This window comes from Methylobacterium sp. Leaf88 (assembly GCF_001422795.1).
Lineage (GTDB): Bacteria > Pseudomonadota > Alphaproteobacteria > Rhizobiales > Beijerinckiaceae > Methylobacterium.
This window is the reverse complement of sequence record NZ_LMMK01000012.1, coordinates 685,230-704,719: the sequence shown is the minus strand read 5'-3', so window position 1 is coordinate 704,719 and position 19,490 is coordinate 685,230. Positions and strand designations below refer to the sequence as shown.

The window sequence follows — 19,490 nt, the reverse complement described above, 5'->3', positions numbered from 1 at the left end:
CGGTGCTGATGTTGGTGACTGTTGAGGTCTCCTACCTCGCGGCGGCCCTGCTCGGGAACGCGAAGGCTCGGGCGCTGAGCTATTGGAGGGTTTGAGGGCGGGCAGACGGCCCAAACATTCCTCATTCCCTTGACCGAACCCATTGGCTTGTGGCTCGTTCCCTTTCCGTTCTCATTGCGGATCGAAGGGGCATCATCGCGTGGCACCGAGAGAAGACACCCGCCCGCCCATCTCCTCCTGTCCCATCGAGGCCATCGCTCAAGCCTATCTTGTGACGACTGCGGGTGACGAGGGACAGGCACTCCGCATCGCCATCACGGACGCTCTAGCGGACCTCATGGAGGGCGACAGGCGAGCCCGAGCACACAGCCGGCTCATCTCACGGGGCTACGTGCGTGGAGGTCTGCACGATGCCGCCGAGGAAGCCTGATAAAGCGCTCTACGGTGCTCGTAGAAGCCATCCAAGGCGTCAGAAGCTGTAGCCAACTCTGAGCCGCATCTGATGACGGTCGAAGCTCGTCAGATCGAGCGGCCCCGGCTCTCCGACCGCCTTTCCAGCCACCTGAAAGCTCCATGTGAACGATGCCCAGGCATGGGGCGTAAGGGTCGTGTAGATGGTCGGTCCGAGGTAGACCGCCTGCCCAGCAAGTTGATCGAGCATCAGACCTTCGTAGGTGCGCGCGTAACGGGCCTCGCCGCCGACGAACAAGCCAGCTCGGACTTGGTAGGCAATGGCTCCGGCCAGCTCCGTGCTTGACCCAAGCACCAGCTCGTCTCCGCTGTTGAGCCGCGTAGACGCGAAGGCGAAGCCGGCGTTGAGGGCCGCAACGAGCTTGCCTGGGATCAGCTCGTAATCTGCAAGTAGCCCGACCTCTGTACCGAAGCTGCGCGCCCCCACCCCAGAGCCACTATCCACGCCGTTGTAGCTCGGCACGATGTTAAGGGTGAGACTGAATGGGCCGGTTCGACGGTCGAGAAGGCGGAAGCGACTTTCCAAGAACGCTCCCGCGATGCCCCCGCTCAGGCGCGTTGGCGTGCCAGGGGAACCAACATTGTAGGCATTGAAAGTGATGCCGGGGGCAAGCCGGAAGTCACTCGTCAGGGGTACCTTCAGTGCAAGCCCACTGTCGATAGCTACGAACCGCCCCAGACGTTTGCCCAGTCGTCCCGAGGTCTCCCATTCTAGCTCCGCTTCACCGGGCACGCCGAGGTCGCTGCCTTCCGTGAAGCCGAACAGGTGCTCACTGTCGATGTCGCCAGGAGTGAGGTTTTCAGCGGCGGTCGGTAGTGACTGAGCCAGGACGGCCGATGACAAAGGCACCTGTCCAGCGGACAGTACCGTGAACGCGAGCACCCCAGCGGAAGGTAAGCGCACTTTTCGGCACCACGGACCCCACATGGGTTACAACCTTATTCATAGCACTTGCTATACGAGTTAGGCGCAGCTGTGCGCCTCAGTCAATGCCCCACTGCACTCCTCGTTGGGCGGCCCTGAAGGAGCACACCATGAACATGCTGACCGCCATCCCGAACGGGCTCACGATGTCGAGCCTGGAGATCGCAGAGCGCACCGGGAAGCGTCACCCAGATGTTAAGCGGGACATCCGCACTATGTTCGCGCACCTGGGGGAAGCAGGTGAGCAGTTCTGCTCAACAGCTTGGATCGACGGTCCAAACCATTCCCGCCGCAACATTGGCATCTACAGCCTGCCCAAGCGCGAGTGCCTGATCCTCGTCTCGGGCTACTCGGTGGAACTCCGAGCCGCGATCATCGACCGCTGGCAGGAGCTGGAGGCGCAGCAGGCACCACGCATCCCCACGCATGTCGAGGCCCTAAGGATGGCCCGTCCTTGAGCACTCAGCGTGGTTGGAGGTGAGCCGAGCTATCCTCCTGTGATTTTTTCCGACTGTTCGCGACCGCCACACGTACCGCCACACGGCTGATTATGGTCGCGAATGAGTATTGGATGGCGCATGTAGATCAATGGGTTGGGCAGGGGGTGGCTCGGCTACACACGGGGACTGATAGTCCTGTGGTGTGAAGTAGAGGTGTAAACTGCGCGAATAGCACACTTGACGCTGGTGCAAGTGGCTGTGACAGATGCGCCTATCCGATCCACCGTCTTATACAGCAGCGCATACGTGAGCCATCCCGCTCCCTCCATCGAAGTTGCCAAGCTCATCAGGATAACCCGTGCTGCCAGACATGCTGGGAACGTCAAGCGAGAGGATGGGAGGTGGCTCGACCTGATGACGCCTCATGCCCTCCAGATCGTTCTTGAGGTTGCTCAGCGGCCTGGGATCAATATGAAGCAGTTAGGTGCTGCTGCGGGGCTTGCTCATGCCTCTATTTCACGGAACCTCATGGCCCTTGGTGAGCGACATCGCAGAGACATGCCGGGGCTGGGTCTCATTGAGACGATAGACGACCCGCAGGAGTACCGCAGGAAGGTAGCGTTCTTGACGCGGAAGGGGCGAACGTTCGTGTCGGAACTTGTGTCCATCCAGTTGGGCGAGAAGGTCACCCTATCGGCTCCGACTGCCGTAGAGTTCCTGTCAGGCTGGGGCGGAGACGACAGGAGCACTTTATCCAAATCCATGAGTTGATTGTTTCACGGATGGATTGATTTCACTCCTGTAATACCATTTGCGCATCTAAGCTCTATTTGGGAGCCAGATCAATCGAGCTTCTTGCCGCGTGGACATCTTCGGAACTTATCTGGATAACCGCAGTCGTCCACCGCTGATGTGGCCGAGTGGTAGGGGTGAAAACGATGCTTGTGAAGTTCTTGGGCTGTGAGTTGGAGTTCGGTCTCAGTCGCTGCTACGTAGATGTCCCTCACTTCGGTGAGTTATACGTCAGTCGGACCCCAGATAACTACGGGAGACGGTGGTTTGAGTGTGTCAGGCAGAGCAGCTCCATTCAGCTCCATCTAGGAGCGACACACATCATCCTGTGCCGCCCGTACAAGCCCACCAGCGGCCTGGATGGTCTTTCCGCCGCCTGACTACCTTCACACCATTCACGCCCCCTAGTGGGCACTACAGTGGCGCTTGAGATGGGCATCCGAACAGGGTGCCCATTGTCTTTAGGGCTGGACATTCGACTACCCCAGGCTCCCCGCGATCCGCCAGAACGGCATGTACGTCCAGGGCATAGAGAAGCTCGATCCAAACAATCTAAGAGCCGAGCTTTGCCTCGGAAGGCAAAATGTTTTCCGCAGATTTACGAGGCGGCATCGACACATTCGAGTTCGCCAGTTTCCCCCTCGGCACCCCTCGCGCGGCATGGCGTGGTATCGCCCGCGAGTATCGCGCTCAGGCGCACGTGAGAAGCACGCGCGTAACCGCGACTGGGGGTGATGGCAGGCGGAACGGGCGTGGTTTGATAGGCTTGCTGACAGGCGGATCAGATGCTGCCTCCCGCCACACATGGAGCGTACCGCATGGTGACTGTGCATCACTTCCGGGTATGGGATGCCGCGAAGGACGAATGGGTTTACCCGCCGCTCAAAAGCCCGGAGAGCCGCATCCGAGATGAAGCGCGCGGCGAAATCCTTCCCGGTACGGCTGAGGACGTTGACGCTTCCACTTTGGATGAGTTCGGGCGCTACGATCCCGCAAGGCTCAACAAGTCCCCCTGAAGCGCAGCCGCTCACACCATTCCACGCGCCTTGACGGTATGCCAAGCGCAGCATAACAATCTGGTCAACGTTCGTTGACTGGAGTGTGATGGCCATGGCGCAGGGTGCTTTCGTCGCCTACTACCGCGTGAGTACGGCTCGACAGGGCGCGTCAGGTCTCGGCCTAGAGGCGCAGAAGGAGACCGTGGCTCGCTACCTGAACGGTGGTGACTGGAGCATCCGCGCGGAGTTCGTGGAAGTCGAGAGCGGGCGTAAGAGCGAGCGTCCCGAGCTTGGGCGTGCCCTTGCAACGGCTCGCCTACATCGCATCCCGCTCATCGTTGCCAATGTCTCAAGGCTCACGCGTTCGTCAGCTTTCCTCCATCGGCTTCTTGAGGCAGGCGTTGATGTCCGGTTCTGCGACCTCCCTGAAATCGAAGGACCAACAGGACGCTTCCTGCTCCAGCAGATGGCCTCAGTGGCAGAGCTGGAAGCCGGGATGATAGCCAGCCGCACCAAGGCTGCCCTCCAGGCTGCGAAGAAGCGTGGACAGAAGCTCGGAGGTAATCGGGGCGTGGTGATGTCGGATGCCACCAGGGAAGCGGGTCGAGCCACTCGGACAGCCAAGGCGAATGGACGGGCTGCTGACCTCGCGCCCATCATCGCAGAGCTTCGGGCCGCTGGAGTGACCTCCTACGGTGCCCTCGCGCGAGCCCTGAACAAGCGCGGCATCCCCACTGCACGAGGCGGTGAGTGGTCGCCCATGCAGGTGTCGAGGGTGCTCGCAAAGGTCGTGTAGCGCCCGCTGTGTCGCTCCTGGGTAACCTTGCGGTCTCTAAGGCGCTTGTCAGGCATGTTCTTCTTCTTTTCCAACCGGCTGGGCTGTCTCGGCTCGATCCTCATCTCGGCTGTGCTCACGCTGATCGTGCTCGCACTCTTCCGAGGGTTCTAGGAGGCTTCGAACTCGCTGAGTGCAGATCGGCTGTAAATGCCGTAGCTTCAGTTGCTTAGCTCAAGAACCCAGGGTTACCCCGCATACTAGGAAGCAGCAATCGCCAACTGATACGACCGGCTGCGAGGGATTACCCGACACACTAGGAAACCGGCCGAGCCGCTAAGGCTCCACCATCGATTGCCCCGCACACTTGCTACAAGCCTTATTGCTCCAGCGCGTCCCTATCCCCGATTGCCCCGCACACGGGCAGGAAGACCATCGCTGCCTCCGCAGGGGCTTCCATCTGCCTGCGCGTCTGTCCCTCAGAGGACGGGCTCAGTTCCCCTTCTAGGCCAACCTAACGCCGCCTTACGCGGCCCTTACGGCCTACTACCCAGGATCATCACACATGACAGTCCGATCTTGCCGTGCGCCCGGCTGTGGCGCGCGAACGTCTCGCTATGGGGCGTTCTGCCAAACCCATCGTTCCCGCTCTCGGCGTCACGGCCACCCGGAGCAGGAGAGCATCACCAAGGCCGACCTCACCCCACACCTGAAGCTCGTCCGAGCACGCATCGCGAGGAATGAGACAAGCCCTCTCTGGGCTGAGTGCGAGGCCCGGTGGAACGCGGTGCTGGAGCACGCTCGTCGCGTCCTGGCAGCCTTCCAGCGTGGTCAGGCAGGTTATCGCCCTGACCGGATCGCAGCCCAGGAGGTGGTCCAGCTTGCCAGCAACGTGGAGCCCTTGAGGGTGCTCGATACGACCTTCGCCATGTTCCTCTTGCAGGATCGTCAGCCTCGACAGTTCCGTTCAGATGCTGCCTTCCGGTTCCAGCTCGTCAGACGACTGCGTGGGCTGACCGAGCTAAACGCGGGCTCTTGGTACAACCACAAGACCGGGAAGACTCATAAAGCCTACCGTGAGCTGACACCGCGTGCCGTCATGGTCTTTGGTCAGTGGGTAGCCGATGCCCTTGGTGGTGTGGGTTTGTATCTCGCCAAGCTCGAACGGGAGCAGGAGGAGGCGAAGCAGCAGCAGATGAGGTCTCTGGCTGGAGCCCTGGAGGCACTTCAATGAAGTCCATACCTGCCCATCAAGCCTGCCCTGTCATCCCTCCGGGGGAGCAAGGTCTATTACCTACGTCCACAACACGCCCGAAAACATAGAATGGAATACACCGATACCGTTCTCGACCGGAAAACCGGCGAGCTCCTAACTGTCAGTGCAGGAGACTGGATCACCCTCACAGAGCTAGGAGACCGATACAGCGTCAGCAGGGTCAAGGTGCGCGCTGTCCTGCGAAAGATGAACTTCCTCTACGTCACGGGAGGAAGGGCGCACAACCGTCATCATCTCATGCCGTGGGTCGTAACACAGGGCCTCGGCAAGCACGTTCCGGCGAAACGTAAGGGCCAGTACCCCTTCGATGTCGTAAGCCCCGAGGGGCAAACGTGGATTGCCGAGCGGTGGTCTACGACTTCTGAAGAAATGGAAGCCGAAGAAGGCAGCCCTGCGGTTGTAGAGGCCGGTCTCGCCCTGAGAGGCTTCAAGGATGATCGTGGTCGCCATGACCTGAACATACAGGGAAGCGTGCTCTGGCTCAGCGACCACTACCCAGGTCTCAAGCACACGGAGATCGCGGGCATCCTCTCGGTTACCCAGCAGCTTGTTAGCCGCTATCTCAGCGTCCGTAGTAGGCAGCTCCAGGCAGCTAAGCTGCGTCGTGCTAAACCCCTTGAGAAGGTCGCTAAGGTCCATGTTTCGGTGGATCATCCCGCTGACTTCATGCTTTCCCTACCCTCCGGGGGAGCAAGGTCTATTACCCACGTCCACAACACGCCTGAAAGCGTCACCCAACACAAAAAGGGCCACCTTTCGGTGACCCTTTTCGCTCAACTAGGGACGGCTGTTCAGTAGCCGGAGCCGTAGTAGCCACCACCGCCATAGCCGTAGGCCGGGGCGTAGCCGTAACTCACAGGGCGGTCGTAGCCGTAGCCACCGTAACCGCCGCCGTAGGCCCCAGCGACTGCCGCGCCTGCTGCGAGGCCCGCGATACCCAGGCCAATGGCTGCGCCCGTTCCGATCCCACGGCGCCCATAACCGCCGCCGTAGCCACGACCGAAGCCGCCGCCACCATAACCACCATGACCGTAGCCACCTCCGTAACCGAAGCCACGGGCCTCTGCTGGTGCTGCGGCGAGGATGCCAAGGCTGAGAACTGCGGTCGAAACGATTGCGAACTTGCGCATCCGGTATCTCCTGCTGAATGACTGATTGCGAAACCAACGGTCTCGGCAGGCACTCGTTCCGGTTTACCGGTTTGCAAAAGGTCGCACGTAGGCATTGGCATCTGCTTCACGCCGATGAACGCGTAATGAACGTCAGCAGGAACTTACGCTGCACGATCTGTATGGCAGCGCATCGAGCTTCTAACCTTTGAGCCAATCGGCTCTTCAAACCTCAATCCTTTAACATCGCGAGAATCACATGAACGATCCCGTCCCGTCACAGGGCGCGAGCGAAGACACACCTGTGTCCGCTCCCCAGAGCATCACGCCTACGTCCCAGGAAACCACCTCGGCCCCCGTCACCCTTCCGGAGCAGGCCGTTAGAGCCCCTGTGATGGCCCCAGAAGCCCCGCAGACGGGCACCAAGCCTGCCCCGGTAATTGTCCAGCCTCCTGCCCCGATGCCCGCCCCTGAGGCTCCTACGGGCATCCAGCCGCCCCGTATCGTGCAGCCTATCGTGGCCCCGGTATCGAACGGTCCATGGGAGCCTGAGCTGGAGCGTTCATCCGCCTCAGCGGGTGTTGACGTGAACCTCATGCGCCGCGTTGCGACCACCGAGAGCACCGATAACCCGAGCGCTCGTGCCCGTACCTCCAGCGCCAAGGGCCTGTTCCAGATCGTGGACGGGACGTGGAACGAACTCTCGGCACGCTACCCTCAGCTCGGTCTGAACAACCGGATGGACCCCATCCAGCAGGCCCGTGTCGCCCCGTACTACATGCGGGAGATCAACGAGAACCTGACGCGCGTCCTTGGGCGTGCGCCTACGGCCTCGGAGAGCAAGCTCGGGTGGGTCTTCGGTCCCACGGGTGGAGCCATGATCCTCAAGGCGTCTCCCGACACTCCGGTTGATCGCGTCCTCGACACCCAGGCCATCGCCTCCAACCCCGGCATCTTCAAGAACGTGCGGACGGTGGGTGACCTCTACGCCTGGGCTGGTGGCACGATGGGGGAGGAGGGCTCGCACCCGAAGCCCCGCATCGACCTCATGCCGTACCTCGCGAAGGGTCACGACGCCTCCCACCTCGACAAGATGGACTGGGACTTGAAGTCCCGCCTTGCGAACATGGTCGCGGACATGCCCGAGAACCTTCGGGCAAGTTCCAGATCAACTCAGGCTTCCGTTCCCCGGAGCGTCAGGCCGAGCTGTTTGCTGCAGCCGTCAAGAAGTACGGCTCGGAGGAGGCTGCTCGGAAGTGGGTGGCTCCTCCCGGCAACTCTCAGCACAACCACGGACGTGCCGCTGATCTGAACATGAACGGTGACCCGGCTGTGAAGGATTGGCTCCACGCCAACGCAGCCAAGTACGGCCTTGGGTTCCCCATGAGTCACGAGCCGTGGCACATCGAAGCCCTGGACGCGCGCTCGACGAAGATCGCCCGGATGGGCATGACCAGCGACCCGGCCAGCACCTCTCAGCGCGTCCCGTTCACCCGAGAGGATGACCGGCTGCGGATGAAGGCCGAGGAGGACAAGAGCTACTCCCTCGTCCAGGCTGCCCAGGCATCCGCCACGCAGGACTGGATGATCGCCAACGCCCTGAAGTCCAACAACAAGGCCGTCTACGATCCCGGCTTCGACCCCGCTTCGGTGCCCAAGAACGATGACGTGAAGGCGCTCGACCCGCGCTACCTTCCCTACCTGTCGAAGGCGATGTCCGAGCAGGACTTGGACTTCCGCATCAAGCAGGCTCAAGGGGACGCTGAACGAGAGAGCCGACTGGCTGCTACCCGTGGCGGTATGCTGATCCGTATGGCAACCGGCATGGCTGACCCTGCGGGGCTCGCCCTGTCCGTCTTGGCTCCTGTTGGTGCCCTCGTTCAGGGCAGCCGTATGGCCCGTCTGGGTGCCGCTGCTGCTGATGGCGCTATCGGTGCCCTGGCATCGGAAGCCCCTGCGATGGTCAACCGTCCCGGCTACGAGACCCAAGAGGCGCTCTGGGCTGGCGTCATGGGCACTGCGGGATACCTGGCTCTCAATCGTCATGCCTGGAAGGGCACGCACATCGAGGAGACAGCAGAGCAGGCCGTGAAGTCCATGCACACCCTCCGCACCGAGCTGGAGAGTGGTACGGCCTTCAGCAACAAGTCCGCTGGTGCCGCCTCAGTCCCCTGGCAGAGGGATGCCGTCCGCTCTGACACCTACGAGATGAGCCTCCTTGAGACGGAAGCCACCGGCGATGCCTTCGTGAACCCGATGCGGTTCGACATGGCCCGTCACAAGAACTCAAAGAACCCTCTCGTTGCCGCTCTAACTGACACCCTGGTGCAGGATACGGTCGGCAACAAGAACACCTCCAAGGCCGTCTCCATCCCCGTAGAGGCTCAGGCACGGCAACTTCAGGAGCAGGCCAACACGGCTTGGTCGCGTGAGTACGAGGCCGCTACGGGCGACTACCGGAAGCGGAACAACATCTCTTGGTACGACTGGGAGTTCGGGGGCAAGGAAGTGCAGTTCCAACGCTCCATTTCCTACGCCGTCCGCAGCTCCGATCCTCTGGCCCAGGTCGATCCTGCTGTGAAGCAGATGGCGACTGCGTGGCAGAAGCAGTCCGAGAGCTGGCGCGAGTACGCTCGTAACCCTGGCTACAAGCGCGGTGAGACCATGCGCCCCTTACCGGGTGCTGAGGACTGGGCTGACAACCCGAACTACCTCCCGCGGTATACGAACTGGGGTCGCTTCAATGAGCTGAACATGGAGCACGGTAACGAGCTTCGCAGGCTCATCGGCACGGCCATCGAGCGGAAGAACCCTGACCTTGATCCCAAGTTCGCAGCCAAGCTCGGCTCCTACTACTACGACCGCCTAGCCAAGGTGGATGCAGGGCAGGAGATGACCACCATGAAGGCCCTCTCAGGGTCTGACGTGGAGACCTTACGGGCTGATCTGGTGCGCTACGGGCTCGATGAGGTGGAGGTGAACCAAGCCCTCTACCAGCTTGATGAGAAGGCGGGCGCTGAAGGGGGCAAGTCGATGACGAGCCGTCAAAAGCGTAGGACGGTCATGGACGAGAACTTCTCGATGACCCTGGAGGGACGCAACGGGCCTCGTGAGGTCGCCATAGCGGACCTCTGGGAGGACAACATGCACGCCATCGTCCACGCCTACAATAAGCAGATGTCGGGTGCCGTGGCTTTCGGTCAGATGCGGATCGAGAACCCGAAGTGGCACCCTGACGGGGACGCTCCGAAGTTCCTCGTGGACGGCATCCACTCGGATGGCGACTGGCAGAAGCTCATGGCCCAGGCACGCGCCCTGGACAGCGACCTTCGCCCTCAGGACCGCGCCAAGACCCTGGAGCGGGAACTGAACGACCTCCAGTTCGCCTACGACACGATCCGTGGAGTGCCACAGAGCGTGGACCGGACGCGGCTCGGTCAGGCCATGAGGGTGATCCAGAACGTCAACTTCGTGCGCCTGATGTCCCAGGCTGGCTGGTCCTCAGTGGCTGAGTTCGGACGCATCCTCGGTGAGTTCGGGGTCAAGCACATGCTCCAGACCATCCCTGGCTTCCGTGACTTCATGCGGGACGCCAAGACCGGCAAGCTCCTACGGGACGAGCTGGAGGACTGGGAGTACGCCTTCACCAGCGGTACGGACCACCTGCGTGGCTCTGGGATCACTTGGCAGGGCAACGACGTGGCCTCTCAGATGGCTGACGGTGCTTCTCGAAATTCTCGTCTCGATGCCGCTGAACAGGTCACCAAGAAGGCTTCACGGTACACCTCGATGGTCTCCCTGGCCCCCATCACCACGTTCCAAGAGCGTTGGGCGATGAAGGCTGCGGTATCGAAGTTCCGTGCGGCTGCCCTGGAGGATGGTGCCCTTTCAGAGAAGCGGATGCGCCTCATCGGCCTCGATCAGAACATGCAGAAGCGGGTGCTGAAGGAGATCAAGACGCACAGCGCCACCATCAAGGGGGAGAGTGGACGCGACATCCAGATACTCGGTCTGGAGCAGTGGGAGCCTCAGGCTCGCTCTGCCTTCGAGCACGCGATCACGACGTGGACCCGCAGGACCATTCAGCAGAATGACCTGGGGCAGATGAACGCGATGCTGGGTTCGCCCTTCGCCAAGATACTGTTCCAGTTCAGGAACTTCGTCATCGGCGCTTGGTCGAAGCAAACGCTCTCAGCGGTTCATAATCACGAGCTGAACGACCTCTTTGGGTTCATGGCTTCGATGATGTTCGGGACGATGGCGTACACCGTTCAGACTAACCTCAACCTCCTTGGCATGTCCGATGAGGACAAGAAGAAGGCCGCGAGCGACCGCCTGTCGGATGCCAAGATCGCGATGGCTGGCTTCCAGAGGGCAGGGGCCTCGTCCCTCATCCCAGGTGCCTTCGACTTCGGTGCTGGCATCATGGGCTTCGATCCGTGGTTCAACACCCGGTCCACTCAGAACCCCTCAGCAGGCTTGCTTGCCAACCCCACTGCCGGGCTCGCTGACGACTTCCTGAAGGGGGTCGGTGGTGTCACCAGCTCCTTCCACGAGGGAGGTAAGCTGGTCAGCGGAGACGTTCGCAACCTCTCAAGGGCACTGAACGTGCTCCACAACTATCCACTGATGCTCCAGACCATCAACGCCACATCATCGCTCCTCCCGGCCAAGTAGCCGGGGCGAGCAAATCACACACGACCAACCGGGAGGGGCTCGCAAGGGCTCCTCCCTTTTTCGTTTCAGAACAGGATCACGAACGATGACAGACGAGACTACACAGAGCACGCCACGCGAGATCACCATTGCCTTTGACGGGGCCTGTAAGGGCAACCCTGGACGGGGCGGCTATGGGGCCATCCTCGTGAACACCCGCACGGGCGCTGAGAAGATCGTGAAGGGCCGTGAGGCCAACACCACGAACAACAAGATGGAGCTGACGGCAGCCATCGCGGGCCTGGGAGCCCTGAGCCCCTGCGCTGTGGTCACCATGCTGGGTGACAGCAAGTACGTCATCCAGGGCATCACCGAGTGGCTGCCAGGGTGGAAGGCCAAGGGCTGGAAGGCTGCTGGGGGGAAGCCTGTGGCGAACAGGCAGCTATGGCAGAACCTGGAGATGGCCGTAGCGCGGCACGAGAGCGTCACCTGGGTGTGGGTGAGGGGGCACGCTGGACACGAACTGAACGAGCGCGTGGACGGGATCGCGAGCGCGATGGCGTGCGGTTAAACCAACTCAGATTGCCAAAGCACATACAGATCGGAAAACTGATCTACATACTTTGCCTTCGCCTGCCCAATCGCCGATCGCATCTCACTATCCCGATGGCCGTAGGCGCTTATGTTGAGGTAGACTACTAGGGTGGGTTTCGCGCCGTAGAGCTTTGAGATTTTTCGACTTATCGCGCTATCGAGCACATCTGGCAAAGCGTTGAGGCGTCTATCCCATTCCTCTCCCGGGTCTTCCCGAAGTGCCGGAGCAGATAGAGAGAACTCCTCTGCGCGTCGCCTGCCTGGCATCATCGCTTCTGTGACCTCAACACCGAAGACATCTCCTCCGCGCCGCACATGCCCATCTGGAAACTGCTCGGTCGATCCTGACAAACAAACAGCGTCTGCATGGCTCAAGGAGGCGAATTGACTTAGCGTCCAGGCGTCGCGCCAAAACGACCATTTCGGTGACCTGAAGATAGTGTAGGGGCCCACTGCGTCGGCTACTTCTCTGACCTGTTTATCAAAGGCTACTGGCGTCATCCATATCGACAGATTAGCTCTGATCTCAGCTGCGATCAGGGCTATGTTAGTTGCTGATGAGAAAGATTTTTGCATCTTCAACGCCCCATCCCCGGCCTCTCCTAGGCAGCCCCAAGCACTAAACAAGCTGCAACTTGTATCGGAATAGCCGGAGGTAGAAAGCCGGGCGGTGCGTTGCGCCTTTGCGATCCTAACATCTCTCACGGATGAGCGCTGCTTGTCCGAGGCCCACCGCTCAGAACAGGCTGAGAAGCGTCACCACTAGAGCTAGCACGAGTGCTGTGCTCGTCAGAAGAGCTGCATGTCCGTCTGCCACAGGACGTTTGCGAACCCAGCTCAGCATGTTCATGATCGCACCACTCGCTGGCCGCCTTCGATACAGCAACGCAAGGCACTGGAACCTTAGCAAGGCATGTCGCGGCTGGTAAGAGCTTGTCGTCCCGGATTATCAACCGAACGGATTAATTCCACATCAGATGATGTTGACACCCTAAAATCTCTATACAGGTTGCACGTAACGGTTCCGTGCCATTCCTGAGGTAGCTCATGTTCGACCTCGCACCGTTTGACCCAGCTTCGGCGCTTGCGGCGTTCTTCGAGCTTCCTCGTTGGGCGCAGATAGCACTTCTCATGATGGCAGCGGCTTTGGTGCTGATGAACAGCATCGTCGGCACCGCCCTTTGGTCGCGACGCAAGGCGCTCATCAAGGTGGAGGAGCTTACGGTCGATCTTGCTGACGTGAAGGCGCGGCTGAGTTCGGAAACACGCTGGCGACGAGCGAATGAGCGGTACGAGGCCACGATGCCGAAGGTCGCAGAAAGAGCGGCCGAAGGCCCACCAACAGCGATGCCTGCCTTCTGATATGGGCTGGGCTTCTAGGCAGTTCCTACGTGGCCCAAGACCTCGTCAGGCGCAGTCTAGCAATTCACTGAAGGATCATCTCACGCGCTCGTGAGGTTGCCGTCTTGCTTGCACCACCAAGCTCCTGGCTGACCTCGCCAGATGGCCCGCTTGGTCCTTCGTTATGCACGCCATTGGCAACACAAATGGGAGTTCACATTGGCCGACATTCAATCTCACGATCCTCTCGGAAAGTCGGGAGGTCAGCCAGGACCAGGGCAGCCCGGCTACAAGAAGCCAATGCCGGGGATTGAGGGGCCTGTGCTGAAGGATCAAGCTACGGACACGCTGAGCACTGTCACAGGACAGGCGAAAGAGGCGCTTGGAAACGTCACTGATCGTGCCTCGGAGACCTGGGACGATGTCTCAAAGCGCGGTGCCGACTACTACCGTCAGGGAAGCCGTGCCGTGAGCAACGCTGACAGCGCCACGGTGGCCAGCCTGTGCATCGCTGGCGCCATCGGGTTCGGTATCGGATGGCTGGTTTTCAGGCAGAAGTCCTACTCAGGCGACTACGTTGCGCGGCGTATGAGCGACAGCAGCGACCGCCGGTACTAAGGCCCATCCTACTAGGGACGCGAGAGTACGAACACGTCCCTCGTGCGACTTCGAGGCACTGAAGTTCTCCTGCATGATCGCGATGCGACCCAAGGTAATCCTCGGGAGATAGAAATAAATAAGCGGGCTCAGCGCGGAACGTTAGAGTGCAGCTTATGCTTTCCCTTGTGATTGTTATCACCTGAGGAATTAGCCATGAAGCTCATTGCCGCTGCCGTTCTTACCGTCCTTCTAGGCGCACCCGCCTTCGCACAGGCTACGAACCCCTCGAACAACGCTGTCACAGCGCCAGCGTCACCGAGCACGATGCCTGGAGCAAACACGACGGGCAACGTACCGACCACTACGGTCAGGCGCGAGGATGACACCAACTGGGGGTGGCTTGGTCTTCTGGGCTTAGCTGGACTGGCCGGTCTGATGCCACGCAAAGCTAGGGTGCAGCATACGGATGCCGTCAATCCGGGCGTCAGCCGTACCACCACCCGCTAACTAGTTCGGGAGCCTGTAATGGGCTCCCGCTCGCCAGCCGCTACAAAGACCGCTACAAAGCCCTCCGAAGTCGCCTGAAAAACATCAATGTTTACAGTGATCTGGAGTGGCACGAAGGGTCTCCCGCCGTCCGCACCAACTCATGCGATTCTGTCTCTGCACTCATCGGCTTGCAGCGACGAACAGCGCCGCGACCGACGGAGATAGACGAAAAGTCCCACGACACCCGCGAGGGCCACGCCCGCGAGTGCCGTCGAACGCAGGGGCGCTCGGGTGGACATCTCGCCGTCCGCAGACAGTCGAGCCAAGGCGCGGTCTTCGTCGAGGATCCAGGCGAGCGAGCGCCGGAGTGCATCGGCGGCATCGCGGTTGAACCATTGGCCGTGCGCGAAGATCACCCGGTCCGGATGAAAGCCGACGAGACGCTGCGCGGCGCGGACCGTGTCCCGATGGTTCAGGCGCAGAAGGACTCGCAGGTAGAGCGGTGCCTTGCCATCCGGGGCGACGATGCCGAGCAGACGGGCCAGGGGGCGCGCGAAGACCGGCAGAAGGTCGCCCTCGAGGTTGATGATGAGATCCGTCAGCAGGAGGGTCCGGCTTGGGCGATGGAACAGACAGATTTCCTGGAACACGGGTCCGGCGACGAGGACCTGATCGATCTCGTTCGCCCAGACGCGTGGCGGCTGGTCTCCCAATTCCGCATCGATCGCGAGGCCAGATCGGAGCACCTGGCTCCGGTCTTCGAGCCCCGGCACCGCCCAGGTGATCGCGTTGGGGCAAGCGGTCTGCCAGTCCTTCAGGAACATCCAATGCCCGACACTCGGCGCTACGAGGTGCCCGATACGCCCGAGTCCCTCCACGGCACATTGAAGGCCCGGGTGGTGCGGAACGGGCGAGTGGAGCAACAGCTCACCGCCGGCCAGTCGCAGCACCGTCATCCGCAAAGGGAGTGGAATGCCGCCCGCGCGAATCGGTGCGGCATCGACGATCCAGACGCCGTCCGCCACCTCCTTCGGTTGGTTCAGGGGCGGATAGCTGAGGTCATGCGCCAAGGTCCTGCACTCCACATCGACGTACACCCGGGGGAACGCTTCGGCAGAACTTGGAGGTCCATCTGTCGTGCGCGACCACGACCATCCCTCGCGCCGGGCGCCGCCCGAAATCGTCGGGTACCACGCTCGCCCAGGTCAGTTCCGAAGGAAAGCGCGCATCTTCGCTTGCCGAGGCGTCATGCGTGTCGATGGGTCGAATCCGCGGGATGGTTTCCCGCCTTCGGCCGCCTCTGCGATGAACCTCACACGCCCGGCGCTGCGCCCTCGGCTACGCCGGGACGCTAGCTCGGTCGTGATCGCCCGCCCGCTTCATAGTGCGGCGGGAGGACGGCGATCAGCGCTTCCAGAGCGTGCATCAGCCGATCGGGAAGGTCTCCGTCCATTTGAGGCGGAAACGAGAGCGCCAGGGCGCGGTCGACCCCGACGCGAAAGGGCGTCCGGTTACAATTGTCGGGGCGAGGAAAGCAAAGATAGGGGTATTCGAAATCCATCCTAACAGTCGGCTACGGCGCCGTTCGCTGACGGATAGTCTATCTACCCGCGAATAGTGACAACGCGACTCGGCGCAGACGGTTGCGCCGGCGTCCCTGGTGACGTTGGAAGGAGGCCGTCCGGTTCGCCCGGCCGGCCTTCGAGAGGGGCCTGACTACCAGCCGCCACGGCCGTAGGGACGGTCGCAGTCCGGACGATCCCCGTATCCGGCGCGGCGATAGCCGTATCCGCCGAATTCCTCACCATAGGTTCGGACCACGGTACGCGATCTGCGATAGACCGGGGCCTCGTCGTACCCGTAGTGGCGAACCAGCGGTGCCGGGCGGTCGCGCACGATGAGAGCCTCGTCGTCTTCGGCATAGCGGGGTTCGGGAGGGCCGTAACCGTAGCCGTAGGCACGAGCCTCATGAGCTTCCGAGGCGGCGGTTCCCATGAGAGCGCCCGCCGCGAGCCCCCCGATCACGCCGGCCAAGATGGCGCCGCCCTGGCCCCGGGCCTGCGCCTCTGGCGTTCCGAACGCACCCATCGCCAAGAGCGCAACGGCTGTGAAAGCTGCCAACGTCTTCATCGCCCATCCGCTGCTTTGTCGAGGAGGCCGGCATCGTGCGCGGTCTCGGTGGCCCAACCGGTGCTGTCCCGGCTGTTCAGGAGGAGATTGCCAAAGCGGCGCTGCACCCAGGCTGAAGCGCGTTGGCGGCATCCGTTCAGTTTCATCGGAGAAACGTCCGTCGCGGGGAATGCCCCTTCGCGAATCAACCCTATCGCAGGTTAGGACAGGGTTCTCTCTTGTGGGATGTCGCTGCCGGGGCAAGAACGTCATACGCGGCGTTCGCGCCGCAATCCCTTCCTCCCGCGTAGAGCTCCGAATGACCCCGGAACAAGTTGTTCTCGTCCAGGACAGTTTCGCCAAAGTTCGGCCGATCGCCAACGCTGCGGCAGACCTTTTCTACGGACGCCTGTTCGAGATCGCTCCGCAGGTTCGGCCGATGTTTCCGGATGACATGCGCGAGCAGAAAAAAAAACTGATGGCGATGCTGGGGCTTGCGGTCACGAACCTGCATAAGCCCGAGATGGTGGTGCCGGCGCTGCAGACGCTGGGCCGACAGCACGTCTCGTTCGGAACCCAGGCCGCACATTATGAACCGGTGGGCGCCGCCCTGCTCTGGGCGCTGGAGCAGGGCCTGGGCCCGGATTTTACCCCCGCGGTCCGGGAGGCCTGGATGGAAACCTATGCGCTCGTGGCAAATGTGATGAAGGCGGCGGCTGCCGAGGTTCGTCGACCGGAATCGACCGCCGACGCCTGATCCGCGCTGCGCTGGAACCAACGCGCGCGGCAAGCGTAGGCGGTCCGGCTTTGTTTGTGTTTTCGAGGATTCCGATGCGTTCCCGTCTGACGTCACTGGTCTCCGGTTTCGCCCTGGCGACGTTCCTGACCTGTCCTGCTTGGGCGGAGGTTTTGATCGCTGTCGACAAGGACGCGCAGCGCATGACCGTGACGGTCGATGGGCGGACCCGTTACGACTGGCCCGTCTCCACGGGCGTGGATGGCTACGACACGCCCAGCGGAGCCCATCGTCCGTTCCGGATGGAGCGCGCGCACTTCTCGCGCGAGTTCGACGACGCGCCGATGCCGAACGCGATCTTCTTCACCGGGCAGGGCCACGCGATCCACGGGACCAATCACACTCGGCGCCTCGGCAGCGCGGCATCCCATGGTTGTGTTAGGCTTGCCCCAAGGAATGCCGCGACCCTGTTCAGCCTCGTCAAGGCTGAGGGTATGGGCAAGACCCGGGTGGTCATCGAGGGCAGTTCCGTGATGGCGTCGCGGCGCCGCCGCGGCGCCGAGGACGGTGTGATGTCCGCCGGCATGCAGATGGGGCGCGAGCCCTCCGCAGCCTATCGGCCGGCCGCCGCCGTGAGGTTGGTGTCGCGCCGCGCACCCGTCTATGATTTCCGGGACCCGGCCGGGGACGGTGACGCCTCTTTCGTCGGTGACGGTCTCGATTAGGCGGGTCGAACCAAGCGATGGATCTCGCTGCTCGGCGCCCTCAGCCGAAGGCGCTGGTCCGCGCCGCCTCGGATGCGGCCGAGGCCGGCGCCAGAATTGTGCTCTCGACCCGGTTCCGTCCGCCGCGCTTGGCCCGATAGAGGGCATCGTCCGCCGCCTTGAGGAGATCGGCGGCCGTGATCGCGGGAGTTCCCAGGCTTCCATGCGCCGTCGCGACCCCGATGCTGACGGTGATGCAGGCGCCGTCGGGAAGAGCCGGATGGGGATAGGCAAGGGCCTGGATCGCCAGTCGCAGACTCTCCCCGATCCGCGCCGCCTCCGAAGGGTCCGCTCCGGGCCGGAAGACGATGAACTCCTCGCCCCCGTAGCGGGCCGCCTGTGCGCCGTGGCGGGCTGCCGCCGTAGCGAGCGCCTCGGCCACCTGTCTCAGGCAGCGGTCGCCTTCGGGATGGCCGGCCGTGTCGTTCAGACGCTTGAAGGCGTCGATGTCGATGAGCACCAGCGTGGCCCAGGCGCCGCCTGCGCAAGCCTCGCCCCATCCGGCCTGGACCTGGGCCGTGGCGCTGCGCCGATTGCGGAGCCCGGTGAGGCTGTCGGTCTCGGACAGGACCGTCAGGCGCGCGTTGGCGGCCGCCAGATCGACGTCGCGGGCGGATTTTTCCAGGGTCAGGAGAAAGGCCTCCTTGCGCGTCCATTCGCGGGTATAGGCGAGCTTGATGGGGACGAGGGTGAGGCTCGCGATCAGGAGCGGCAGTCCGGTCGCCTCGCTGCGCGGAAGAACGAATGCGACGGCGTAGGCCGCGTAGAGGCAGAAGGCGCTTCCGCAGAGGACGAGGCTGTGCCGGAACGAGAGCGGCGCGATCATCCCGACCACCATGGGCACGATCACCGCAAGGATCAGGTAGGTGTCCGCATGGGTCCGCGGCGCGATCCGGGCGCTGTTCAGGACGATCACCATGTCGAGCACGGAGATGCCAATGACGATCCCGGCCTGGCGTCGGGCACTGGTGATGCCGCGCAGCGCTGTGATCGCCGCGAATCCCGCAGGCAGGAACACGCCCAGGGTCAGGAAAGCCGGAACCACAAATTGCTCTGGACCGAGCAGGTCAAAGTCCATCTTCAGTGACAGCACATTGAAGACGATGAAGATCAGCAGCCACGACTGGATGTAGGTCGCCCGGGACCAGCGTGTCGTCTCGGTAAATTGTGCTTCGAGGTCTCTTGGCAGCCGCAGACGGTGCCAAGGTCTGCGGCGCGCAGCCTCGATCAGGCTGGAATTCGTTTCGGACATGAGGCGCGTTCACCGACGATCGAGCAGAGCCTATACGCGCCTTGCTTGCATGCGCGTAAACGCCATTCGTGCCTCGCGCGGAGCGTCGGCCCCTCCCGGCACGGACTCGGCGTCCATTGCACCGCGGCGGAATCCTGTTAAGACCCACCACATGTTGAAGGAT

General features: G+C 62.1%; 21 protein-coding genes. 15 read left to right on the top strand and 6 right to left on the bottom strand.

Features of this window, described 5'->3' with window-relative positions:
• Positions 1-199 precede the first annotated feature (199 nt).
• Entirely contained in the window at positions 200-430 is a 231-nt protein-coding gene (locus ASF20_RS24925) for a hypothetical protein (protein WP_082501255.1), read from the top strand.
• A 39-nt stretch (positions 431-469) separates the two neighbouring features.
• Here ASF20_RS24925 and ASF20_RS09655 read toward each other — a convergent pair whose 3' ends face one another.
• A complete protein-coding gene (locus ASF20_RS09655; protein ID WP_244476368.1) occupies positions 470-1,315 on the bottom strand; it encodes a hypothetical protein in 846 nt (281 codons plus the stop codon).
• A gap of 191 nt (positions 1,316-1,506) precedes the next feature.
• Here ASF20_RS09655 and ASF20_RS09650 point away from each other — a divergent pair, with 191 nt between their 5' ends.
• From ASF20_RS09650 to ASF20_RS23950, 6 genes are all read left to right on the top strand, one after another.
• Positions 1,507-1,854 carry a Rha family transcriptional regulator gene (locus tag ASF20_RS09650; protein ID WP_244476367.1) on the top strand — a complete coding sequence of 116 codons (348 nt, stop codon included), beginning with the start codon at positions 1,507-1,509 and terminating at the stop codon, positions 1,852-1,854.
• Between the two features lie 288 nt (positions 1,855-2,142).
• Positions 2,143-2,607, top strand: coding sequence for a hypothetical protein (locus tag ASF20_RS23960; RefSeq protein WP_156648005.1), 465 nt, complete (start codon positions 2,143-2,145; stop codon positions 2,605-2,607).
• A gap of 839 nt (positions 2,608-3,446) precedes the next feature.
• Entirely contained in the window at positions 3,447-3,644 is a 198-nt protein-coding gene (locus ASF20_RS23955) for a hypothetical protein (protein WP_156648004.1), read from the top strand.
• Between the two features lie 94 nt (positions 3,645-3,738).
• Positions 3,739-4,422: a recombinase family protein gene (locus ASF20_RS09640; protein ID WP_056273800.1), complete on the top strand. Its 684-nt coding sequence runs from the start codon at positions 3,739-3,741 to the stop codon at positions 4,420-4,422.
• A gap of 766 nt (positions 4,423-5,188) precedes the next feature.
• Entirely contained in the window at positions 5,189-5,635 is a 447-nt protein-coding gene (locus tag ASF20_RS09635) for a hypothetical protein (protein WP_244476366.1), read from the top strand.
• A 90-nt stretch (positions 5,636-5,725) separates the two neighbouring features.
• Entirely contained in the window at positions 5,726-6,475 is a 750-nt protein-coding gene (locus tag ASF20_RS23950; protein WP_156648003.1) for a hypothetical protein, read from the top strand.
• Here ASF20_RS23950 and ASF20_RS23215 read toward each other — a convergent pair.
• On the bottom strand, positions 6,469-6,807 hold the full coding sequence (locus ASF20_RS23215) for a hypothetical protein (RefSeq protein ID WP_082501253.1): 339 nt from the start codon (positions 6,805-6,807) through the stop codon (positions 6,469-6,471). The two genes, ASF20_RS23950 and ASF20_RS23215, sit on opposite strands and share 7 nt — an antisense overlap.
• Before the next feature lie 238 nt (positions 6,808-7,045).
• Here ASF20_RS23215 and ASF20_RS24920 point away from each other — a divergent pair, with 238 nt between their 5' ends.
• The 3 genes from ASF20_RS24920 to rnhA all read left to right on the top strand — a co-directional run bounded on the left by ASF20_RS24920 (position 7,046) and on the right by rnhA (position 12,013).
• Positions 7,046-8,098, top strand: coding sequence for a transglycosylase SLT domain-containing protein (locus ASF20_RS24920; RefSeq protein ID WP_082501252.1), 1,053 nt, complete (start codon positions 7,046-7,048; stop codon positions 8,096-8,098).
• Positions 7,993-11,463 carry a D-alanyl-D-alanine carboxypeptidase family protein gene (locus ASF20_RS09620; RefSeq protein ID WP_244476384.1) on the top strand — a complete coding sequence of 1,157 codons (3,471 nt, stop codon included), beginning with the start codon at positions 7,993-7,995 and terminating at the stop codon, positions 11,461-11,463. The genes ASF20_RS24920 and ASF20_RS09620 overlap by 106 nt, the downstream gene beginning before the upstream one ends.
• A gap of 85 nt (positions 11,464-11,548) precedes the next feature.
• Positions 11,549-12,013, top strand: a complete 465-nt coding sequence (gene rnhA, locus ASF20_RS09615) for a ribonuclease HI (protein WP_056273366.1) — start codon at positions 11,549-11,551, stop codon at positions 12,011-12,013.
• On the opposite strand, the gene ASF20_RS23945 is transcribed toward rnhA, so the two are convergent.
• Positions 12,010-12,618: a hypothetical protein gene (locus ASF20_RS23945; protein WP_156648002.1), complete on the bottom strand. Its 609-nt coding sequence runs from the start codon at positions 12,616-12,618 to the stop codon at positions 12,010-12,012. The genes rnhA and ASF20_RS23945 overlap by 4 nt on opposite strands.
• A 465-nt stretch (positions 12,619-13,083) precedes the next feature.
• Between ASF20_RS23945 and ASF20_RS09610 the strand changes: the two genes are divergently transcribed.
• The 3 genes from ASF20_RS09610 to ASF20_RS25355 all read left to right on the top strand — a co-directional run bounded on the left by ASF20_RS09610 (position 13,084) and on the right by ASF20_RS25355 (position 14,484).
• Positions 13,084-13,398 carry a hypothetical protein gene (locus ASF20_RS09610; protein WP_056273361.1) on the top strand — a complete coding sequence of 105 codons (315 nt, stop codon included), beginning with the start codon at positions 13,084-13,086 and terminating at the stop codon, positions 13,396-13,398.
• 300 nt (positions 13,399-13,698) lie between these two features.
• Positions 13,699-13,995, top strand: a complete 297-nt coding sequence (locus tag ASF20_RS09605; RefSeq protein ID WP_162242613.1) for a hypothetical protein — start codon at positions 13,699-13,701, stop codon at positions 13,993-13,995.
• A 195-nt stretch (positions 13,996-14,190) separates the two neighbouring features.
• Positions 14,191-14,484: a WGxxGxxG family protein gene (locus tag ASF20_RS25355; protein ID WP_162242616.1), complete on the top strand. Its 294-nt coding sequence runs from the start codon at positions 14,191-14,193 to the stop codon at positions 14,482-14,484.
• 140 nt (positions 14,485-14,624) lie between these two features.
• On the opposite strand, the gene ASF20_RS09600 is transcribed toward ASF20_RS25355, so the two are convergent.
• Entirely contained in the window at positions 14,625-15,536 is a 912-nt protein-coding gene (locus tag ASF20_RS09600) for a DUF4336 domain-containing protein (RefSeq protein ID WP_082501250.1), read from the bottom strand.
• A gap of 646 nt (positions 15,537-16,182) precedes the next feature.
• Positions 16,183-16,596: a hypothetical protein gene (locus ASF20_RS24595; protein ID WP_082501249.1), complete on the bottom strand. Its 414-nt coding sequence runs from the start codon at positions 16,594-16,596 to the stop codon at positions 16,183-16,185.
• Between the two features lie 298 nt (positions 16,597-16,894).
• On the opposite strand from ASF20_RS24595, the gene ASF20_RS09590 reads away from it, so the two are divergent.
• Together ASF20_RS09590 and ASF20_RS09585 are read left to right on the top strand one after the other, a co-directional pair.
• Positions 16,895-17,332 (top strand): globin family protein, encoded by a 438-nt coding sequence (locus ASF20_RS09590; RefSeq protein ID WP_056273352.1) that lies wholly within the window; start codon positions 16,895-16,897, stop codon positions 17,330-17,332.
• 74 nt (positions 17,333-17,406) lie between these two features.
• A complete protein-coding gene (locus ASF20_RS09585; RefSeq protein ID WP_082501248.1) occupies positions 17,407-18,036 on the top strand; it encodes a L,D-transpeptidase in 630 nt (209 codons plus the stop codon).
• A gap of 40 nt (positions 18,037-18,076) precedes the next feature.
• On the opposite strand, the gene ASF20_RS09580 is transcribed toward ASF20_RS09585, so the two are convergent.
• Entirely contained in the window at positions 18,077-19,327 is a 1,251-nt protein-coding gene (locus ASF20_RS09580; RefSeq protein WP_056273348.1) for a GGDEF domain-containing protein, read from the bottom strand.
• Positions 19,328-19,490: the final 163 nt, after the last annotated feature.